The sequence below is a fragment of the Exiguobacterium sp. UBA6282 genome (assembly GCF_002440475.1).
Taxonomy (GTDB): Bacteria; Bacillota; Bacilli; order Exiguobacteriales; family Exiguobacteriaceae; genus Exiguobacterium_A.
Map to the genome: position 1 here is coordinate 402 of NZ_DJUM01000004.1, position 19,486 is coordinate 19,887.

18 protein-coding genes and 1 tRNA gene are annotated in these 19,486 nt (G+C 46.8%); all 19 read left to right on the forward strand.

Translation table 11 applies throughout. The annotated features are described in order from the left end of the window. A partial coding sequence (locus B2751_RS00415) for an FAD-binding protein (protein WP_290772018.1) occupies positions 1 to 978 on the forward strand: 978 nt, incomplete at its 5' end. Next, a complete protein-coding gene (gene sdhB, locus B2751_RS00420) occupies positions 978 to 1,784 on the forward strand; it encodes a succinate dehydrogenase iron-sulfur subunit (protein ID WP_023468986.1) in 807 nt (268 codons plus the stop codon). The genes B2751_RS00415 and sdhB, both read left to right, overlap by 1 nt. A gap of 56 nt (positions 1,785 to 1,840) precedes the next feature. Continuing rightward, positions 1,841 to 2,296 carry an acyl-CoA thioesterase gene (locus B2751_RS00425; RefSeq protein WP_035406388.1) on the forward strand — a complete coding sequence of 152 codons (456 nt, stop codon included), beginning with the start codon at positions 1,841 to 1,843 and terminating at the stop codon, positions 2,294 to 2,296. Positions 2,297 to 2,361: 65 nt separating this feature from the next. Then, positions 2,362 to 2,625 (forward strand): phosphocarrier protein HPr, encoded by a 264-nt coding sequence (locus B2751_RS00430; RefSeq protein ID WP_012371023.1) that lies wholly within the window; start codon positions 2,362 to 2,364, stop codon positions 2,623 to 2,625. An 86-nt stretch (positions 2,626 to 2,711) separates the two neighbouring features. Next, positions 2,712 to 3,518, forward strand: coding sequence for a glutamate racemase (gene racE, locus B2751_RS00435; RefSeq protein WP_035406391.1), 807 nt, complete (start codon positions 2,712 to 2,714; stop codon positions 3,516 to 3,518). Continuing rightward, the gene (gene rph, locus B2751_RS00440; protein WP_290772021.1) at positions 3,519 to 4,274 is read left to right on the forward strand and encodes a ribonuclease PH; all 756 of its coding nucleotides are present in this window, start codon (positions 3,519 to 3,521) and stop codon (positions 4,272 to 4,274) included. Continuing rightward, positions 4,271 to 4,864, forward strand: coding sequence for an XTP/dITP diphosphatase (locus B2751_RS00445; RefSeq protein WP_056062611.1), 594 nt, complete (start codon positions 4,271 to 4,273; stop codon positions 4,862 to 4,864). Before rph ends, B2751_RS00445 begins: the two co-directional genes overlap by 4 nt. Positions 4,865 to 4,869: 5 nt before the next feature. Further along, a complete protein-coding gene (locus tag B2751_RS00450; protein ID WP_214852973.1) occupies positions 4,870 to 5,379 on the forward strand; it encodes a metallophosphoesterase family protein in 510 nt (169 codons plus the stop codon). Positions 5,380 to 5,452: 73 nt separating this feature from the next. Further along, positions 5,453 to 5,526, forward strand: a tRNA-Arg gene (locus B2751_RS00455). Between the two features lie 102 nt (positions 5,527 to 5,628). Continuing rightward, on the forward strand, positions 5,629 to 6,153 hold the full coding sequence (locus B2751_RS00460) for a hypothetical protein (RefSeq protein ID WP_231496831.1): 525 nt from the start codon (positions 5,629 to 5,631) through the stop codon (positions 6,151 to 6,153). 27 nt (positions 6,154 to 6,180) lie between these two features. Continuing rightward, positions 6,181 to 7,167, forward strand: coding sequence for a hypothetical protein (locus tag B2751_RS00465; RefSeq protein WP_056062604.1), 987 nt, complete (start codon positions 6,181 to 6,183; stop codon positions 7,165 to 7,167). Between the two features lie 110 nt (positions 7,168 to 7,277). Next, positions 7,278 to 8,570, forward strand: a complete 1,293-nt coding sequence (gene tig / locus B2751_RS00470) for a trigger factor (RefSeq protein ID WP_290772025.1) — start codon at positions 7,278 to 7,280, stop codon at positions 8,568 to 8,570. Between the two features lie 234 nt (positions 8,571 to 8,804). Continuing rightward, positions 8,805 to 10,070 carry an ATP-dependent protease ATP-binding subunit ClpX gene (clpX, locus tag B2751_RS00475; RefSeq protein WP_023468977.1) on the forward strand — a complete coding sequence of 422 codons (1,266 nt, stop codon included), beginning with the start codon at positions 8,805 to 8,807 and terminating at the stop codon, positions 10,068 to 10,070. 69 nt (positions 10,071 to 10,139) lie between these two features. Beyond that, positions 10,140 to 12,449, forward strand: coding sequence for an endopeptidase La (gene lon, locus B2751_RS00480; RefSeq protein ID WP_035406409.1), 2,310 nt, complete (start codon positions 10,140 to 10,142; stop codon positions 12,447 to 12,449). A gap of 1 nt (position 12,450) precedes the next feature. Beyond that, the gene (gene yihA / locus B2751_RS00485) at positions 12,451 to 13,032 is read left to right on the forward strand and encodes a ribosome biogenesis GTP-binding protein YihA/YsxC (protein ID WP_023468975.1); all 582 of its coding nucleotides are present in this window, start codon (positions 12,451 to 12,453) and stop codon (positions 13,030 to 13,032) included. A 184-nt stretch (positions 13,033 to 13,216) separates the two neighbouring features. Next, complete coding sequence (locus B2751_RS00490) at positions 13,217 to 16,264, forward strand: hypothetical protein (RefSeq protein WP_290772027.1); 3,048 nt, start codon at positions 13,217 to 13,219, stop codon at positions 16,262 to 16,264. Further along, the gene (locus B2751_RS00495; protein ID WP_035406415.1) at positions 16,265 to 17,011 is read left to right on the forward strand and encodes a response regulator; all 747 of its coding nucleotides are present in this window, start codon (positions 16,265 to 16,267) and stop codon (positions 17,009 to 17,011) included. Next, positions 17,011 to 18,030, forward strand: a complete 1,020-nt coding sequence (locus B2751_RS00500; protein WP_290772029.1) for a HEAT repeat domain-containing protein — start codon at positions 17,011 to 17,013, stop codon at positions 18,028 to 18,030. Before B2751_RS00495 ends, B2751_RS00500 begins: the two co-directional genes overlap by 1 nt. Next, a complete protein-coding gene (locus tag B2751_RS00505; protein WP_290772032.1) occupies positions 18,020 to 19,453 on the forward strand; it encodes a glycosyltransferase family 2 protein in 1,434 nt (477 codons plus the stop codon). Before B2751_RS00500 ends, B2751_RS00505 begins: the two co-directional genes overlap by 11 nt. Positions 19,454 to 19,486 lie beyond the last annotated feature (33 nt).

The following is a 19,486-nucleotide window of genomic DNA, read 5'->3' on the forward strand; positions in this document are numbered from 1 at the left end:
TATAAAGACGGTAAACCTTGGTACTTCCTTGAAGAGAAATATCCGGCATACGGAAACCTTGTCCCACGAGATATCGCGACACGCGAGATTTTTGACGTCTGTGTCAATCAAAAACTCGGCGTCAACGGGGAGAACATGGTTTATCTTGATCTATCACATAAAGACGCAAAAGAACTCGACGTCAAACTCGGTGGAATCCTTGAAATCTACGAAAAGTTCGTCGGTGATGATCCACGAAAAGTACCGATGAAAATTTTCCCGGCTGTTCACTATTCAATGGGTGGACTATGGGTCGACTATGATCAGATGACGAATATTCCTGGACTATTTGCAGCAGGCGAATGTGATTATTCGATGCACGGAGGAAACCGTCTCGGAGCGAATTCACTTCTTTCTGCGGTATATGGCGGAATGGTCGCCGGACCGTCAGCGATCGCGTATATGAATGAACTTGAGACATCGGTTCATGAGATGAGCGAAGACGTCGTCGAAGCGCATAAGATTGAAGAAATCAATCGTTTTAACGATATCTTATCGATGGAAGGTACAGAAAACGCGTATCAGATCCACCGTGAACTTGGAGAAATCATGACGGATAATGTCACGGTCGTCCGTTATAACGATAAGCTCGAAGAGACACTCACGAAAATCAAGGAACTTCGTGATCGGTTCACGCGCATTTCGGCAACGGACACAGCGCGTTGGAGTAATCAAGGAGCGTCGTTCATCCGTCAGCTCGATCACATGCTCGACCTAGCCGAAGCAATTACGCTCGGTGCCTTAAAACGTGACGAGAGTCGCGGGGCGCACTACAAACCGGACTTCCCGGAACGTAATGATGAACAGTTCTTGAAGACAACGATGGCTCGTTATACGAATGGTCATCCAGAAATCTTCTATGAAGATGTCGACACGTCGTTGATTCCACCGCGGAAACGCGACTACAGTAAGAAGTCGAAGAAAGAGGTGAAAGCATAATGGCGACACCACTCGAATCATCTACTACGCAAAAATCGGTTCAATTCATCGTTCAACGTCAAGATGGACCTGATGGTAAACCGTATGATGAAGCGTTTGAAATTCCGTACCGTCCGAACATGAACGTCATCTCTGCTTTAATGGAGATTCGTCGTAATCCTGTGAATGCAGCCGGTGAAAAAACGACACCGATCAACTGGGATATGGGTTGTCTAGAAGAAGTATGTGGCGCTTGTTCCATGGTCATCAACGGTACACCACGTCAATCGTGTACGGCACTCGTCGATAAACTCGAACAACCGATCCGCCTTCAACCGATGCAGACATTCCCAATCGTTCGTGACCTTCAAGTCGACCGTCAGCGCATGTTTGATGCGTTGAAAAAGGTTAAAGCATGGGTTCCGATCGATGGAACGTACGACTTAGGTCCAGGACCACGGATGCCAGAGAACAAACGTCAATGGGCGTATGAGTTATCGAAATGTATGACATGTGGCGTGTGTCTCGAAGCATGTCCGAACGTCAACGATCGTTCGACGTTCATCGGACCAGCATCGATCTCACAAGTTCGTCTATTCAACTCGCATCCAACAGGTGCCTTCCATAAGGAAGAACGTCTTGAAGCGTTGATGGAAGATGGCGGGATCATGCAGTGCGGTAATGCTCAAAACTGTGTCGAGGTTTGTCCGAAAGGCATTCCGCTGACGACTTCGATCGCAGCGATGAACCGTCAAACGACACTTCACTCATTCAAGAAGTTCTTCGGTAGTGACGAAGGACGGACAGGTGAAGCAGTTAGTTCATAAGTTATTAAAGAAGGAGCCTGCTCCTTCTTTTTTCATTCAGACAGGAGGAACCGATTGTGCGCGTACCAGCTTATATTCCAGAACTCGAATCATGGCTTGAACAAATGAAACATGGAACACGACTCGACGTCGCTGTTCGTTTTGCAGAGACGGATGCCTATGGTCATATGAATAACCGGGTACCGTTCGTCTATTTCGAGGACGTTCGGACATTGATGTTAGAGGAGACCGGATACTCGCTTGCAGAAGACGGGATCATCGTCGTTGCGGATGCCCAGTGTAATTACATTCGCCAAGTGTATCCACGGACACGTCTCGCCGTCTATGCGTACCCAGTACATGTCGGAAGTGCATCGTGTGACGTCCATTATGCGGCATTTGATGAGCAGGGTGAACTGATGTTCACAGGACGGACATCGATGGTACAAATCAATCGTGCCGGGAAAGCATTCCCATGGAGTGAGACATATAAAAATTCCTTGCAGAATCGATTCGAATCCGTTATCATTTGATAATGAGTTCACATATTCGAAAACGACTCACTAGTACGTTATTAGTGAAGGGAGATTTCTTAATCATGGAAAAAACATTCAAAGTCATCGCGGATTCAGGCATTCACGCTCGTCCCGCTACTCAGCTCGTCAACACAGCATCTAAATTCCAATCAGACATCAACTTGGAATACAACGGAAAGACTGTCAACTTGAAGTCAATCATGGGTGTTCTTTCACTCGGAATCGCGAAAGATTCAGATATCAAAATCGTTGCAAACGGTGACGATGCTTCTGAAGCAATCACGACTCTTTCAGATATGCTGACTAGCGAAGGTCTTGCTCAGTAATCCTGTAATCGTACATTCTCGGACGCCGGTCTTGCACCGTCGTCCTTTTTTGTTACCATAAGATTGAGAGAAAGAGGTGGAGAAGAGTGAATCGAGCGATTGGAGTACTGGATTCCGGAGTCGGTGGATTGACGGTCGCACGTGAATTGATGCGACAGTTGCCCCATGAGCGAATCATCTATGTCGGGGATACACTACGTTGTCCGTATGGTCCGCGTCCAGAAGAAGAGATTCGTGAGTTTACGTGGGAGATGATTGATTATCTCGTACAACAAGATGTGAAATTGATCGTGATCGCCTGTAATACAGCTACGGCTGTCGTCTTAAAAGAAGCGCGAGAACGTTTAAATATACCTGTCATCGGTGTCATCGATCCGGGTGCCCGTGCAGCAGTCAAGGTGACACGTACGAAACGAATCGGTGTCATCGGAACGAAAATGACGATTACAAGTAATTCCTACGAGAAGGCGTTACGACATGTTGAAGGACAAGTTGTCGTTGAATCGTTAGCGTGCCCGCCATTCGTTCCGCTCGTCGAGTCGATGCAGACGGATGGCGCATACGTCGAACGTGTCGTTGCGAATACGCTACGACCTTTAATGAATTACGATATGGATACACTAATACTCGGGTGCACCCATTATCCGCTCTTAGCAGATGTCATTGGACGGGTCATCGGACCAGGCGTTCAACTCATCTCTTCAGGGGATGAAACCGCACTCGAAGTAGCAGCACTACTTGACTACAACACGATTTCAGCAGATGTGACACAAACACCAGAACATCGTTATTACGCGACAGGCGATATCCGCTCATTCGACCAAATTGCAACGGACTGGCTCGATCAGCCCATTCATGCGGAGCGCATCGTCCTTGGAACGGAGGAAGATTAAATGCGGACAGACCAACGAACGGCGGACGATCTCCGTCCAGTACAGTTATCGGTTGACATCAATAAACACGCGGAAGGTTCGATTTTGATTGAACTGGGTGATACGAAAGTCCTCTGCACGGCGACCGTCGAGGAAAGGGTACCACCATTTCTGCGTGGAAAACACCAAGGCTGGATCAATGCGGAATATTCGATGTTACCGCGGGCAACCGCTCAGCGGACTGCACGAGAAGCCGTTCGCGGCAAACAGACGGGACGGACGATGGAAATCCAACGTCTCATTAGCCGATCGCTTCGGGCGGTCGTCGATCTAGAAAAACTTGGTGAACGGACGATCTGGATCGATTGTGACGTCATTCAAGCTGATGGCGGAACACGAACAGCATCGATCACCGGTGGATTTTTAGCACTCGTTCGAGCTATCGATCAACTGATTCAAGCGGGAAAACTGACCGATACACCAATCAAAGAGGGCATCGCCGCCATCTCAGTTGGAATTGTCGAATCGAATGCCTTACTTGATTTATGCTACGAAGAGGATGCTGCAGCTGAAGTCGACTTCAATCTCGTCATGACCTCATCCGGTAAAATCGTCGAGATGCAAGCAACAGGAGAAGAGTCGACCTTTTCCCGTCAAGAGATGCTCGAAATGCTCGAACTTGGGGAAAAAGGTATTAAGGAACTGATTGAAGCCGGTCGCGAGGCACTCGGTGTTTCGTGGTGGTATGTAGGAGAAGAAGTGGGGGAACATAAATGAAAGTCATCGTCGCAACACATAACGCTGGTAAAGTGAAGGAACTCGAAAGCATGCTTGGGCGTCTCGGCTATACAGTCGAGTCGTTACTCGATCATTCGGATGCTAAAGAAACGGATGAGACAGGTGAAACATTCGAGGAGAATGCACTCTTAAAAGCAACAGAAGCAGCAGCCTACTTTGGTCACGCAGTACTTGCTGACGATTCAGGTCTTGAAGTCGATGCTTTAGATGGCGCTCCAGGTGTCTACTCGGCACGCTTCGCGGGTCTTGAAAAGTCGGATGCAGCGAACAACGCTCTACTACTTGAAAAGTTAGAAGGTGTTCCGGAAGAGGAGCGGACGGCACGCTTCGTTTGTGTACTCGCGCTAGCAAAACCAACAGGCGAAACATTGACGGTACGCGGAACAATGGAAGGGCGAATCGGTTTTGAAGCAACGGGATCGAACGGTTTCGGTTATGACCCATTGTTCGTCACGGCAAGTGGACAAACGGCTGCTGAGTTGACGAAAGAAGAAAAAGCGATGATCAGTCATCGTGGCAATGCATTGCGCAAGCTCGAACAGGACTTAACTACTTTCCTAGGAGTGTGATGAAAATGAGAGCGTTGATCGTTAGTGATAGCCATGGACTAGAACAAGAACTGCTTACGATATTCGAACGGCATCAGGACGTGGATTTGGCTTTTCATTGTGGAGACTCTCAATTGACACGCGACATTGAATCGTTATATCCATATCGTGTTGTACGGGGGAACTGTGATTATGGACACGATTTCCCGGAAGAAGTCACGTCGGAAATGGACGAGCATAAGGTCCTCTGTGTCCACGGACATCGTCAGGACGTCAAATATAGCCTAGATGTCTTGCAACATCATGCGAACGAAAAGCAAGCTGATATCGTTTTGTATGGTCATTCTCATGTTGCGAAGGCGGAGTATCGGGATGGTGTGTTATTCATCAATCCAGGATCGATTCGGATGCCACGCCATCGCCCAGACAAGACGTATGCGATTCTTGAAGTAGAACAAGACCGCTATTCTGTCGATTTTCTTGACATGAACGGGGATCGCGTCAATGCACTTCACCTCGACGGAACATTTTTGTAATAAAATAAATGCAATCTTTGTAATGTGATTGACACGAAAGAATTGTTCTAGTATAGTTTATTCGTGTTGACACGTCCCAATAGCTCAGCAGGATAGAGCAACGGCCTTCTAAGCCGTCGGTCGGGGGTTCGAATCCCTCTTGGGACGCTATAATTAAAATAGAGACTGCCCTTACGAGGGCGGTCTCTTTTTTTTATTTCAATTTTCGTTTATAATTAAGGTATCATGAACTCGAAAGGGATGAAAGCGATGTGGAAGAAAGTTGGTACAGTCCTGTTACTCAGTACGTTTCTTGTAGGGTGTAGTGAGATTTCAAATACAGTTGATGATGCAAAACAACAGGTCAACGATGTGAAAAATAGTGTCGATTATGCTGGAGAACTTCAAGGGATTGCGAAAGATACGGCACAAGTCACGTCAGACTTATCTTCTTCTTTGAATGAAGCGGCTGCGAAAGCACGCGAATCCACGAATCCGGAGCAAGCGCTCGACCAACAAGTCGAAAAGTTAAAGGAAAACGGAACGATTGATCAGTTCAATCAAGAGCTGGACCAAATCGACCAACGATTGGCGGGACTTGAAAATCCACCGCAAGAGTTACAAAATTTAAGTGCAAAGCTCGAGCAGTTCGTGAATCAATCAGAAGATATCACACGACTTCTTGAAACAGACGTCTCTCTCGATACATTAAATCGTCTTGGCATCGAACAAGCAGGGAAATTACAAGAGGCGATCACGAACTGGACATCATTGCTTGATCCATTCACAAACTGAACAGTGAATTAAAAGGAGTGTCGGAAAATGGGGACATCCCGCTGGATGGAACACGAATTAGAAGCGGAACGAGTGCGCATCCTCCGTTTGCCCGCATCTGAACAGGAACGGCTGGTCAAGGAATTAGAGACTGACCAATTGACAGGAGAAGACGTATTATACCGACTCTATGTCATTCAACCGCTATTACTGCATGACCGTGAACGATACGAAACTGTAGCAGAACGTTTTCTTGAAGTCGAGGGTGTGGAGCAAGTGCTCGCACTCTTTCTTTATGAACTCGGAGAACGGTATCCAATGAAGCTCGCTCTACGCTCGGCGTCACCGTATCTGCCGTATGGACTTGCGCTTCGGTTAGACGAGATCAAACAGCGGATGACGGTGCGAGAACAAAAGACGACACCGGTTCAAAAAAACAATGTTACTCAGAGTACTGTAACTTCCGGAACGGCGTTGATGCATGTGTTGCAACATGGAAGCTGGGTCGAACAAATGCGCCATTTGGCTGGTGCTGAATTCGAACGGACACCTGCGCTCTTTGACTACATCACACACAAGTATCTTCGTGCTCAGGATACAGAACATCAAAGCCTACTCGTCATCGATCAGTTATTAGGAAGTGTGATTGAGCATCTGTCCTATCCGGCAGACATTTATGTGCCACATTTAGATGTACACTGGACGATCTCGACGCGTCAAGATTTAGAAGAAGTGCTGATTGCGCATCAACAGGAACAACAAGCGTTACTCGCATCGATGCATACATTAGAAAAAATGGATCCTTTTCGAGCCTTGCTCGTCTTACGTTCGGACCAGTTGATTCATCTTGAAGAACGAGAAGCAATCGGGTCGGATATGGAGAAGTGGCTTCTCGCATGCGAAGAACTAGCCGGTCTGTCGTTTGAAAAAGAAGAGCCGGAACGTGACTTGAGTCCGCTAGCGAAGCGATTATATCAGGGGGTGCATATCCTCTATCCGGAAGTCATCGCATTCGAGCAGATTTACTTCGATTGAGACATCTGGAAACGATTCGTTCAACAGTGGTAATCGTCAGAACGATTGTGCTATAATGTGACTTGTTGTACACACATGTACGCTAATTGACAATTTTGGAGGGACTCAGCATGACTGCAAAATGGGAAAAACAATCAGGTAGCCTCGGCGTCCTCACGTATGAAGCGCCTGCTGAAGCATTTGATAAAGCGGTAGACCAAGCGTTCAAGAAAGTCGTTAAGACTTTGAACACACCAGGTTTCCGTAAAGGAAAAATGCCACGCGCAATGTTCAACAAAATGTACGGTGAAGAAGCACTGTACCAAGATGCACTCGATATCCTTTATAAGGACACAATCGAAGGTGCAGTCGTCGAATCAGGAATCGAGCCAATCGCGCTTGAAAACATCGACGTTGAAACACTCGAAAAAGGCAAGCCAGTCGAATTCAAAATCACGTTCGTCATCGAGCCAGAAGCTACACTCGGTGAGTACAAAGGTCTTGAGTACACAGCAGTTGAAACGAACGTTACTGACGAAGACGTCGACGCTGAACTCAAAACATTGCAAGAACGCGGTGCAGAACTCGTCGTTAAAGAAGATGGCGTCATCGAGAATGGCGATACAGTCGTATTCGACTTCGCAGGTTTCGATGGGGAAAACCAATTCGACGGCGGAACTGCTGAGAACTACTCACTCGTCATCGGTTCTGGAAACTTCATTCCTGGATTCGAAGAGCAAATGATCGGTTTAAAAACTGGCGAGCAAAAAGATCTTGAAGTGACATTCCCAGAGGAATACCACGAAGCATCACTCGCTGGAAAACCAGTTACATTCAAAGTAACAATCCATGAAGTCAAAGCGCAAGAGCTCCCTGAATTGACAGATGAGTTCGCAAAAGAGATGGATGAAGAAGTTTCTTCACTCGACGAGTTGAAAACAAAAATCCGTACGCGTCTCGAAAACACACGCAAACAAGAAGCTGATGCTTCAATGCGCGATGAGTTAGTCGAAGCGGCTACGAAAAACGCGACAGTTGATCTTCCAGAAGTCATGGTCGAAAACGAAGTCGAGCGTATGGTTCAAGAGTTCACACAACGTATTCAATCACAAGGCATCGACCTCAACATGTACTTCCAGTTGACTGGAACGACAGAAGAGGCAATGCGTTCTGAAATGAAAGAGCAAGCGGAAGAGCGCGTTAAGGCACGTCTCGTCCTTAAGCAAATCGTTGCTGACGAAAAAATCGAAGTAACAGATGAGGAAACACAAACTGAACTTCAATCAATGTCAGAACTCTACAACATCCCTGCAGATCAACTTGAAACGATGCTTGCACCACAAGGTGGTCTTGAAACGCTTAAAGGCGATCTTCAATTCCGTAAAGCTATCGATGTTCTCGTCGACAACGCAAAAGCAAAATAAGCCATTTCATGGTTTTCGATCGACTTCAAGCCCAATTTCTGGTCTTGGAGTCGATTTTTTTGTACGATAGGTCAAACAAGGACAAACAATCCTTGGTTCAGGACATCAAACTGTAAATCGTTCGTCCAGGATTTGAAAGACTTTCCTTGTTCATGCTACAATCATAAATAGTAAAACGTGAGACGGGATGCTACAGGCGTCCATACAATTTCCACGTTAAAGGGGTGGACCTTTATGTTTAAATTCAACGAAGAAAAAGGTCAGCTAAAATGTTCTTTCTGTGGAAAGACACAAGAACAAGTACGCAAACTTGTTGCTGGACCTGGCGTTTACATTTGCGACGAGTGTATCGAACTCTGCAATGAAATCGTAGAGGAAGAACTCGGTACAGAAGAAGAAGTCGAGCTGAAGAATGTTCCAAAACCGCATGAAATTCGTACGACACTTGACGATTATGTCATCGGTCAAGAAAAAGCGAAAAAATCGTTATCTGTAGCGATGTATAATCACTACAAACGAATCAATGCTGGTGGTCGCGCAGATGATGTCGAGCTCTCAAAATCAAACATCGTCATGATCGGTCCAACAGGTAGCGGTAAGACACTTCTTGCCCAAACGATGGCACGTATCTTAAACGTACCGTTTGCGATTGCAGATGCAACAAGTTTGACGGAAGCCGGTTATGTCGGTGAAGACGTCGAGAACATCCTGTTGAAACTCATCCAAGCAGCGGACTATGATGTCGAGAAGGCTGAAAAAGGAATCATCTACATTGATGAGATCGATAAGATCGCTCGTAAATCAGAAAATCCGTCAATTACACGTGATGTTTCTGGTGAGGGTGTTCAACAAGCCTTGCTGAAGATTTTGGAAGGAACTGTTGCAAGTGTACCTCCACAAGGTGGACGCAAACATCCGCATCAAGAATTCATCCAAATCGATACGACGAACATCTTGTTCATCGTTGGTGGAGCATTCGATGGTATCGATCAGTCGATCAAACGTCGTCTCGGTAAAAAAGTCATCGGCTTCGGAAACGATTCAGAGAACCGTAACCTCACACAAAAAGAAATTCTAGCAGCCGCATTGCCAGAAGATCTTCAAAAGTTTGGTTTGATTCCTGAGTTCATCGGTCGTTTGCCAGTCATGGCAACACTCGAGCCACTCGATGAAGAGGCACTCGTTCAAATCTTGACGAAACCGAAAAACGCCCTCGTGAAACAATATAAGAAAATGCTTCAACTTGATGATGTCGAACTCGACTTCACGGAAGATGCACTTCTTGAGATTGCGAAGCTCGCAATCGAACGTAAAACAGGTGCGCGTGGTCTTCGTTCAATCATCGAAGAAACTATGCTAGATATCATGTTCGAAATTCCATCGCGTGAAGACATCGCGAAAGTCATCATTACAGCAGAAACGTTGACTGGTAAGCGCGGTCCAACGCTTGAGTTGAAAGATGGTACAATTGAACATGGGAAAGAAAAAGAAACGGCGTAACACCGTGACAAATCGGCTCGGAGGCTACTTGTACGCCTTTCCGAGTCTTTTTGTTTAGGAGGAATTCGAATGAAGAAAAAACAATATCCACTTTTACCGTTACGCGGTGTCGTCGCGTATCCGTTGATCGGATTGACGATTGATGTCGGGCGTCCGGTATCCTTAAAAGCCTTACTTGCATCAAAGGAACACGAGATCGATCTCGTCGTCGTCACGCAACGTGATCCAGAAGCAGAGCCGTCTGTCGACGGGTTGCATCAGGTCGGTACACTTGTTCAAATCGCGAAGATGAGTGAACTTGGGAATGATACAGTTCGTGTCCGCGTTATCGGGAAGGAACGCGTCCGGATTGAAAACGTTGAGGAGACGGACGAAGGATATCAAGCAGTCATCGAACCAATCGAGAAGATGGACATCAAAGGGGCGAAACAAGAAGCGCTCGTTCGTCTAATTAAAGAACAGTTCGGTCAACTCGTCTCTCGTATCAAAGGCATCGGAACAGATGAGCGTCGTCGGTTCGAGACCTATGAACGTCTCGACTCATTGACGGACTATATCACGTCGAAGTTACCGATCGATATCTCGAAGAAACAGGAGTTCCTCGAACAACAGGATCCGGTCGAACGGGGATTGATGTTGCTTGACGTCATGAAACATGAATATGAAGTCGTCGAACTCGAACGTGAGATGCGTGAACGGACGAAGAAGACGATTGAACAATCGCAACGCGAGTATTACTTGCGGGAACAATTGAAGACGATTCAACAAGAACTCGGTGGCGAGTCGGCGTCCGTTGAAAGCGATGCGACGAAATACCGGGAGCAACTGTCCATGCTTGATTTACCGGAAACGACGGTTGCGAACGTCGAGAAGGAAATCAGTCGTTTAGCTGTCGTACCGGCGACAAGTCCGGAACATGGTGTCATCCGCAACTATCTCGAGTGGTTCTTCTCGTTACCGTGGAACGAAGCAACCGATGATTTCTTGAACGTTTCAGCAGCTTCGGAACAGCTCGAAAAGGATCATTACGGTCTAGAAAAGGTCAAAGAACGAATTCTTGAGTATCTCGCTGTTCGTCAATTGACGGATTCGCTACGGGGTCCGATTCTCTGTCTTTCTGGTCCTCCAGGAGTCGGGAAAACGTCGCTTGCTCGCTCCATCGCAACAGCGCTCGAGCGGAAGTTTGTCCGCGTCTCACTTGGTGGCGTGCGCGATGAAGCGGAGATCCGTGGACATCGCCGGACGTATATCGGTGCGATGCCAGGTCGAATCATCCGCGGTTTAAAACAAGCAGGAACGAATAACCCGGTCTTCTTACTGGATGAGATTGATAAGATGTCAAATGACTTCCGTGGTGACCCATCGTCCGCGATGCTTGAAGTTCTTGATCCGGAACAAAACAACAGCTTCTCCGATCACTACATCGAAGAACCGTTCGATTTATCAAATGTCCTCTTCATTGCGACAGCAAATGATGTCTCGAACATCCCAGGACCGTTGCTCGACCGAATGGAACTGATTCAGATTGGTGGCTATACGGAACAAGAGAAGACGGAAATTGCCGTTCGTCATCTATTATCGAAGCAACTTGCTGAACACGGTCTGAAAAAGAGTCAATTGACGGTCAAAGCAGACGCGCTAGAAGAAGTAGTTCGTCGTTATACACGAGAAGCCGGTGTCCGTAATCTTGAACGTGTCCTCGGCTCACTTTGCCGGAAAGCAGCAAAACAAATCGCGATGGGTGAGAAGAAGCGGGTGACGGTGACGAAGCGTAATCTAGATGATTTCCTAGGTAAACCGATCTATCGTTATGGTCAAGGCGAGCTAGAAGATATGATTGGCGCAGTGACTGGTTTAGCGTATACTGCTTTTGGGGGCGATACGTTGACGATCGAAGTCAGTCTTGCTCCGGGTAAAGGGAAACTGCAGTTAACCGGGAAACTCGGTGACGTCATGCAAGAGTCCGCTCAGACTGCGTACAGCTTCGTCCGAGCAAATGCGACGTCCCTTGGCATCGAACCGAACTTCTACGAAACGCAAGACATCCACATCCACGTCCCTGAAGGTGCTGTACCAAAAGATGGTCCATCTGCTGGTATCACACTGGCAACAGCACTGATTTCCGCCTTGACGAAGCGTCCGGTTCGCCGGGACGTCGGGATGACAGGTGAAATCACACTACGTGGACGGGTCTTACCGATCGGTGGACTAAAGGAAAAGTCACTCGCAGCACATCGTGCGGGCTTGACGACCGTTCTTCTACCACAAGATAATACGCGGGACATCGATGATATCCCGGAAAGCGTCCGCGCAGGAATGGAATTCATTCCGGTCGCGACGATGGAGCAAGTGCTCGAACATGCATTAAAAGGAGAGTAACATGAAAATTTATAAAGCTGATTTTATTACGAGTGGCGTAAACCCGGAACATTATCCGGAGCCATTGTTGCCAGAAGTGGCACTCGCAGGGCGATCGAATGTCGGAAAGTCCTCTTTCATCAATAAACTGGTTCAGCGAAAAGCACTCGCGCGGACATCTTCGAAACCAGGTAAAACGCAAACTTTGAACTTCTTTAACATCAATGATGAAGTCATGTTCGTCGATGTACCGGGTTACGGGTATGCGAAAGTCTCGAAGACGGAGCGTGAAGCGTGGGGCAAGATGATGGAGAAGTACTTCACACAACGTGAAATCCTCAAAGGTGTCGTACAGCTCGTCGACATCCGACATGATCCGTCTGCGGATGACGTGACGATGTACGATTTCTTGAAGTATTACGATCTACCGGTCATCGTCGTTGCGACAAAACTCGATAAAATCAAAAAGAGTCAACGTGATAAACATATCGCGGCAATCAAACGTAAATTGCAATTTGATGGTCAAGATACCTTAATTCCTTTCTCATCTGAGACAGGAGAAGGCGTCGATGCCGCATGGGAAGCGATTTATCGTCTTCTGTAAAAAATGAAACGTTTTGTTCTCCTATAATAGGAGAACAAAACGTTTTTTTTATGAGGGTTTAAAGTAATCTAAAAATAGTATCTAATTATTTCCTTACAACATTTTTGATTTCCATTATATGAACATCATTTGATTCACGTTACAATGATAGGAACAAATTGTTCTAGTGGGAGGCTATGCCAATATGAGGCGTTATAAATGGACGTTCGCAATCGTCGTCTTACTCGTTCTGACACCATTTGCCATTTGGTTCTTGAAGCAGGAAAAGACATTAAACATTGCGCTATTTGATTACACGAACGGAACGGAAGAGCGAGAGCATGCCGGAACGACGTGGTTATTGAATCACTTAAAGATCCGAAATATGCAAGGGCAAGATTATACGTATTCGGACTACATCAACCGTTATGATGGTACACAAGGTAAAAAAATGTTACGACAAGCCTCTAAAGCAGATGTGCTGTTGTTTACGGATACGTACGGAAAATCATATGACGTCAACGGGAAAAAAGAACATCGTGGTGGCTTGACGACAGAAGACGTCGAGCTCGCAACTGAAGCGATTTCGCAAGGGAAAACCGTCGTGGCGGAATTTAATACAGCAGCAAGTCCGACGTCAGTCGAGCGGTCCAATGCGTTTCGACAATTATTCGGGACGGCTTGGACAGGATGGATCGGTCGATTTTTCCCAGATTTAACAAAACTGCAAGGTCTTGAGAAAAACGTCGTAGCTCAATTAAAAACACAAGCGAAAGAAAAAGAGTTCAAACTATCAGGTCCGGGTTATGTTTTTATTAATGATTCGACCGAAAAAGCTTTTTTCGTCAATGATGACACTCCTTTACTTTACAAGTGGGATCAAAATAAGGGGAATGCAAAAGATGAGGTCCGTTATAACTACTGGTTCGAGATTCTTGAACTAGATGGCGGGAAACAACAAGCGCATTTCTCTTGGAACCCTTCGAAACAGACACAAGCAATGCTTCGAAAATACCAGTTGCCGCTTGAGTTTCCAGCGTATGTCACGCAAGGAAGTGGTCACTATTTTGCTGGTGATTATACGGACGTCGCGGATATCCCACGTTATTATCGATACAGTGGTCTCGATTGGTTCCGCAAACAGTTCATCCTCGATAGTGCGGAAAGTGAATCGGCGTTCTTCTGGAAGATTTACGCCCCGACGCTGACGCGGATTCTTGAGGATACGAAACGGATCTCGACACAAACTGCGAAGGTCAAACCACTTTCAAAAACGAAGGTCGGTAACCAAGAGTTGCGGACCCGAGCTCGTGAAGGACAGGACACACTTGAGATGTATCAAGATGGTGAATGGAAGCCGTACTTCGTTAAGGGTGTCAACATTGGACTTGGTCGACCAGGTGCATTTCCTGGGGAACATGCCATCAGCCGAAACGAATATGATCGTTGGTTGAAGGAAATCGGAGCGATGGGGGTCAATACGATTCGTGTGTACACGTTGCACCCTCCTGCTTTTTACGATGCATTAAAAGCTTACAACGAACAGGCGAAACAACCGATTTATCTCATGCAAGGCATGTGGGTCGAAGAGAAGCCGTTCGAGGAACTAAAAAATGCATTCGATCCAAAGTTCATGAAGATGACAGATACGGAAGCAAAACGAATGGTTGATGTCATTCATGGAAACGCAGTCGTTAAAGAAGTTGTTGGTCATGCTTCCGGAACATACACTTCAGACGTCTCGCAATACGTTTCAGCATTCGTCTTCGGAATCGAATGGTTACCGGAAGCTGTCGTTGAAACAAATAAAAAGAACAAAGGAACACGTTTCGAAGGACAATACGTAACGACGACGAAAGAAGCGTCTCCTTTCGAATCGTGGTTAGCAGGTCGGATGGATACGGCGACTGCACACGAAATCAAAGAGTACGGCACAACACGACCAATCGGTTCGACGAACTGGCCGACGACGGATCCGTTGAAACACCCAAAAGAGATTGAGGAAGAACAGGACCTCGTTTCCATTGATTTCAATCACTTAAAAGCAACGAAGGATTTCCCGGGTGGCTTGTTCGCGTCTTACCACATCTATCCATACTATCCTTCGTTCATCAAGGAAGAGTACAGTCAAAAAACGGACAAAGGATCTGAATCGTATGCCCGTTACTTGAAGAAGATGAAGGATTATCATGATATGCCGCTACTTGTATCAGAATTCGGAATTCCGAGTTCTCGCGGGAAGACGCACCTCGGACCAAATGGTTTCGATCAAGGGCATGTCAGTGAGAAGAAACAAGGCGAACTCGTCGCACAACTCTATCAAGATATTAAAGACGTCAAAACAGCCGGTGGACTCGTCTTCATCTGGCAAGATGAATGGTTCAAGCGGACGTGGAACACGATGGATTATGATGATGCCAATACGCGTCCCCGTTGGTCGAATGTCCAGACGAGCGAACAACATTTCGGTATGCTTGGTTTCCTACGTTCAGATATCGTCATTGACGGGAAATTGGATGATTGGAAAGGGTATGCACCAGTCGCTGAAAATAAGGATCAAGCGATATATATGACATCCGACGAAGCCTATCTCTATTTGCGTATCGACCGGAAAAAAGCAGAGCCGACGACACTTGCGCTATCGACGAAACCAAACGATGGGAATACGAAAGTCGGTCCGTTGATGCTTGATGAAGGAGCGGAATATCGCCTGACGATCGATCAGAAGGCGCGCATCGATGTCGATGCTCGTTATGATATCTTCCGTTATCACTATGGTCTCAAGATGCCGTTTGAGATGGTAAAACCACCGTCTGATCAAAAAGACAGCGGTAAGTTCGTTCCAATTTATCAAATGCTCGATTATGCAAGACGCGACCCGGTGACGAAAAAAATCGTCAAACCAGCCGTCAAGTGGGACACGGGTGTTCTACATGAAGGAGAACCAGACGATATCTTGACAGATATCTCAGATATCACGAAACCAACCGTAGAGCTCCGTATTCCATGGATGGTCTTGAATATGCGAGACCCTAGTAAACATGAAATCATCGGTGACTTCTGGAAAGATGGATTAGAAGCGAAGATGATTACGGAAGGAATCGAAGTCACAGGTCAAGTCGGTGAGACACGTATCCCTGAAAAAGATCGTGGTTTCTACAACTGGGCAGAGTGGACGAATCCGCAACAGCGAGAAGAACTGAAACCTGTCTATCGGACGATGAAAAAAGCATTCACTGAGGGAGGAAATTAAATGCGACGTGAAGAGATGTGGAAATTAATCAATCAGTCGTTTGAATCAACAAGTCAAGATCGTGAGGTCAGTTCGACGATTGAATGGACGGAAGAAACCGTCCGGCAATCGTCGACGAATACCTTGTTCGTGCACACAGTCGGACAAATGCCGGAGGCGGTCAACGGATTGATTGAAGAGGGATGGTGCGTGCGGACGGACATTTCTTATGCCGATGTCGTTCTCGCAAGCGAACCTGTCATCGAGGAACGAATTCCCGTCGTGTATTTTAATACAGAGACTTCTTTCTATGGTTTAGAAAATGCGCGAGAAATTCTACCGGCGACACTATCGCGGGAGCTTGTCCTTGACCGGCTAGCGCGTTATAAAAAAATCCATCATATCGCGGATGTCGTCGTCGTAACGGAAGATCCGCATATCCGTCGGATGATGGAACGGGAACTGACGGAACGCTTCGAACGGTTCGTAACATTCGAACGAGCAGAGACATTCCTTGACGAGTACGTAGCATCCCGTCCGTACTTACTCGTGTTTACGTCAGCATTACCACGAGCAGATGGGCTGGAATTACTACTGCGAGCAAAACATCAGAGTGTCGCACCGTTCCAATCGATGATGATTTCGATGTACAACCGTGAACGCGATCATGTTCTTGCGATTGACCGAGGTGTTGATTACATTATGACCCTTCCGTTAAAAATCGAAGAATTCCGCGCGTGGATCCGAAAAGTTGAGGATGGCCGATGATGCAGGCGATTCTAGTATTTATCGTTGTACTCGTTTTCTTACAAGGTGGAGCATTGGTCTATCTCGTCGTTCAAAAACGAAAACGTGCCAACCGCGAGCATGCCCGTAGCGATTGGCAACTTGTCTTTCGAGATGACATCTACGACTATGCGACAGGTGAACGTCAGGACATGCCGACGGTTCAAAAAGGAAACGAGGATTTAGCTGAGCTTGAGCTCTTCGCACTGTCTAACTTGACGGCAACACCGGCACATCTCGAACGAGTGCAAGCTTTTGTCGCTGCTAATATGCAAGCCTATTACGAACAACAATTGAAGCATCGCCGGATTGACCGTCGCTTGAACGCTTATGAGGCCGTCTCTCAATTCCGTTTGGTAGCAGTCGCACCGATGATTCATGCGCGTTGGGGAAACACGATTGAAAAAGAAGAGAGCGATGTCATCGTTCGGACCCTCGTCTCACTATCACCGCAAGATGCGATCGCCATCGCCAAGCAAGAAAATGGGATTAGTTTCTTCGGTGCGATTCTTGCGGTCGGTCGTAGTCAAGACTTAGAGGAATGGGTGGCTGCGTTTGAAGAATTGACACTGTCCTTTAAGTTACCGATCCTTCAGTTGATCTTTGATCGCGATGAGACACGTTATATCGCACTCGTTCGTGACAAGACGACAGATGAAAATCCAGAAATCCGAAAACGTGCCCTTCGTGCGCTCACGCGAATCGGGCTTGAGGAGGACTGGAAGTTATATGTGCCTTACTTGGAAGAAGAATCAAGTTGGGTTGAGCAAATGCTTGCCCTTCGTTTCCTAGAACATGTCGTTCCAGCCGATGCGATACCAGCGATCTTACCGTTTGTCGGTAGTCGATCGTGGTGGGTCCGGACGGCTGCCTTTGATGCGCTGCTTGCTTGTGGCGGGATCGAACAATTGGCAAAGGTATCAAGTACACACCCCGACCGCTATGCGCGTCAAAAAGCTACAGAACGGTTGGCAAAGGAGATGAAACATCATGTCGTCTGAGACAATCCAAGCCATTATTGAAGTCCTTTCATGGACAGTGTTGATTTATATGTTACTCGTCATCGTGTTCTATTCGATGCTTTACCTGATTTCAGCTCAAATGGTGCGACGGCAACGCTTCCGTCGGAAAGAGAGCACTTACTTGCCACTGATGCGCTCTCTCTATACACGGCCGGTCAGTATCCTTGTACCAGCGTACAATGAGGAATATACGATCGTCTCGAGTGTCCAAGCTTTGCTAGCACTTGACTATCCGGAGCATGAAGTCATCGTCATCAATGATGGTTCAAAGGACGGAACGATGGACGAATTGTTCCGATCGTATGAGCTGGAGAAGGAAATCCGCTATCCGAGGATTCTAATTGGTTCGAAGCCGGTCAAACAAGTCTACCGTTCGCGGATCGATAGTCGTTTGATCGTTATCGATAAAGAGAATGGTGGAAAGGCGGATGCCTTGAATGCCGGTATCGACCATTCCAGTTATCCGTATTTCTGCTCGCTTGACGCGGATTCGATTTTAGAGCGGGATGCCCTATTAAAAGTCATGAAACCGATCGTCGAGTCCGACGAAGAGGTCGTCGCGACATGCGGTTCAATCTTCCTCGTCAATGGCTGTACGATTGAAGGTGGTGAAATCGTCGAGATTCGGACACCAAAACAACGGATCGTCTTGATGCAGATGATTGAATATTTCCGAGCATTCTTATTTGGTCGCCTTGGACTTAGCCGTTTCAACATCTTATTGATTGTCTCTGGTGCGTTCGGTCTGTTCCAAAAGAACATCGTTGTCCAGGCAGGTGGATATAAGGAAGGACTTGTCGGTGAGGATATGGAACTTGTCGTTCGTTTGCACCGATACATGAAGGAAAATAAACTCGATAAACGCATCGAGTACGTTCCGGCACCAGTCTGTTGGACGCAAGCTCCGGAGTCAATGGAAGTGTTGCGGTCGCAACGGACACGTTGGCACCGTGGGCTAGCTGAGACACTCTGGACCCATAAGCGCATGATCGGTAATCCGAAGTATGGTTCTGTTGGTGGCGTTTCGATGCTATATTTCTTTTTGATTGAATTACTCGGACCTATCGTTGAACTGATCGGATATTTCATCATTCCGCTCAACCTGCTCGTCGGGACGCTTAACTTTGAATTTGGTATCGTCTTATTGGTCGTCGCTTTACTCTATGGTTCCTTATTATCAGCAGGTGCCGTATTATTGGAAGAGTGGACGATGCACCGATTCAAGAACGTCAAAGAATTGATTCGGTTGTATTTATGGTCCTTGACCGAGTCGTTCTGGTACCGTCCGATTTTAGTCTTCTTCAAACTAGGTGGATTGATTCAATTCTTGACTGGTCGAGGAAACTGGGGACAGATGGAGCGCCAACGCCTCGAAGACGTCACCGAGGAAAAAGTCGGCTGACGAATAGGTATGAGGAGGATATGCTAGGTGGAT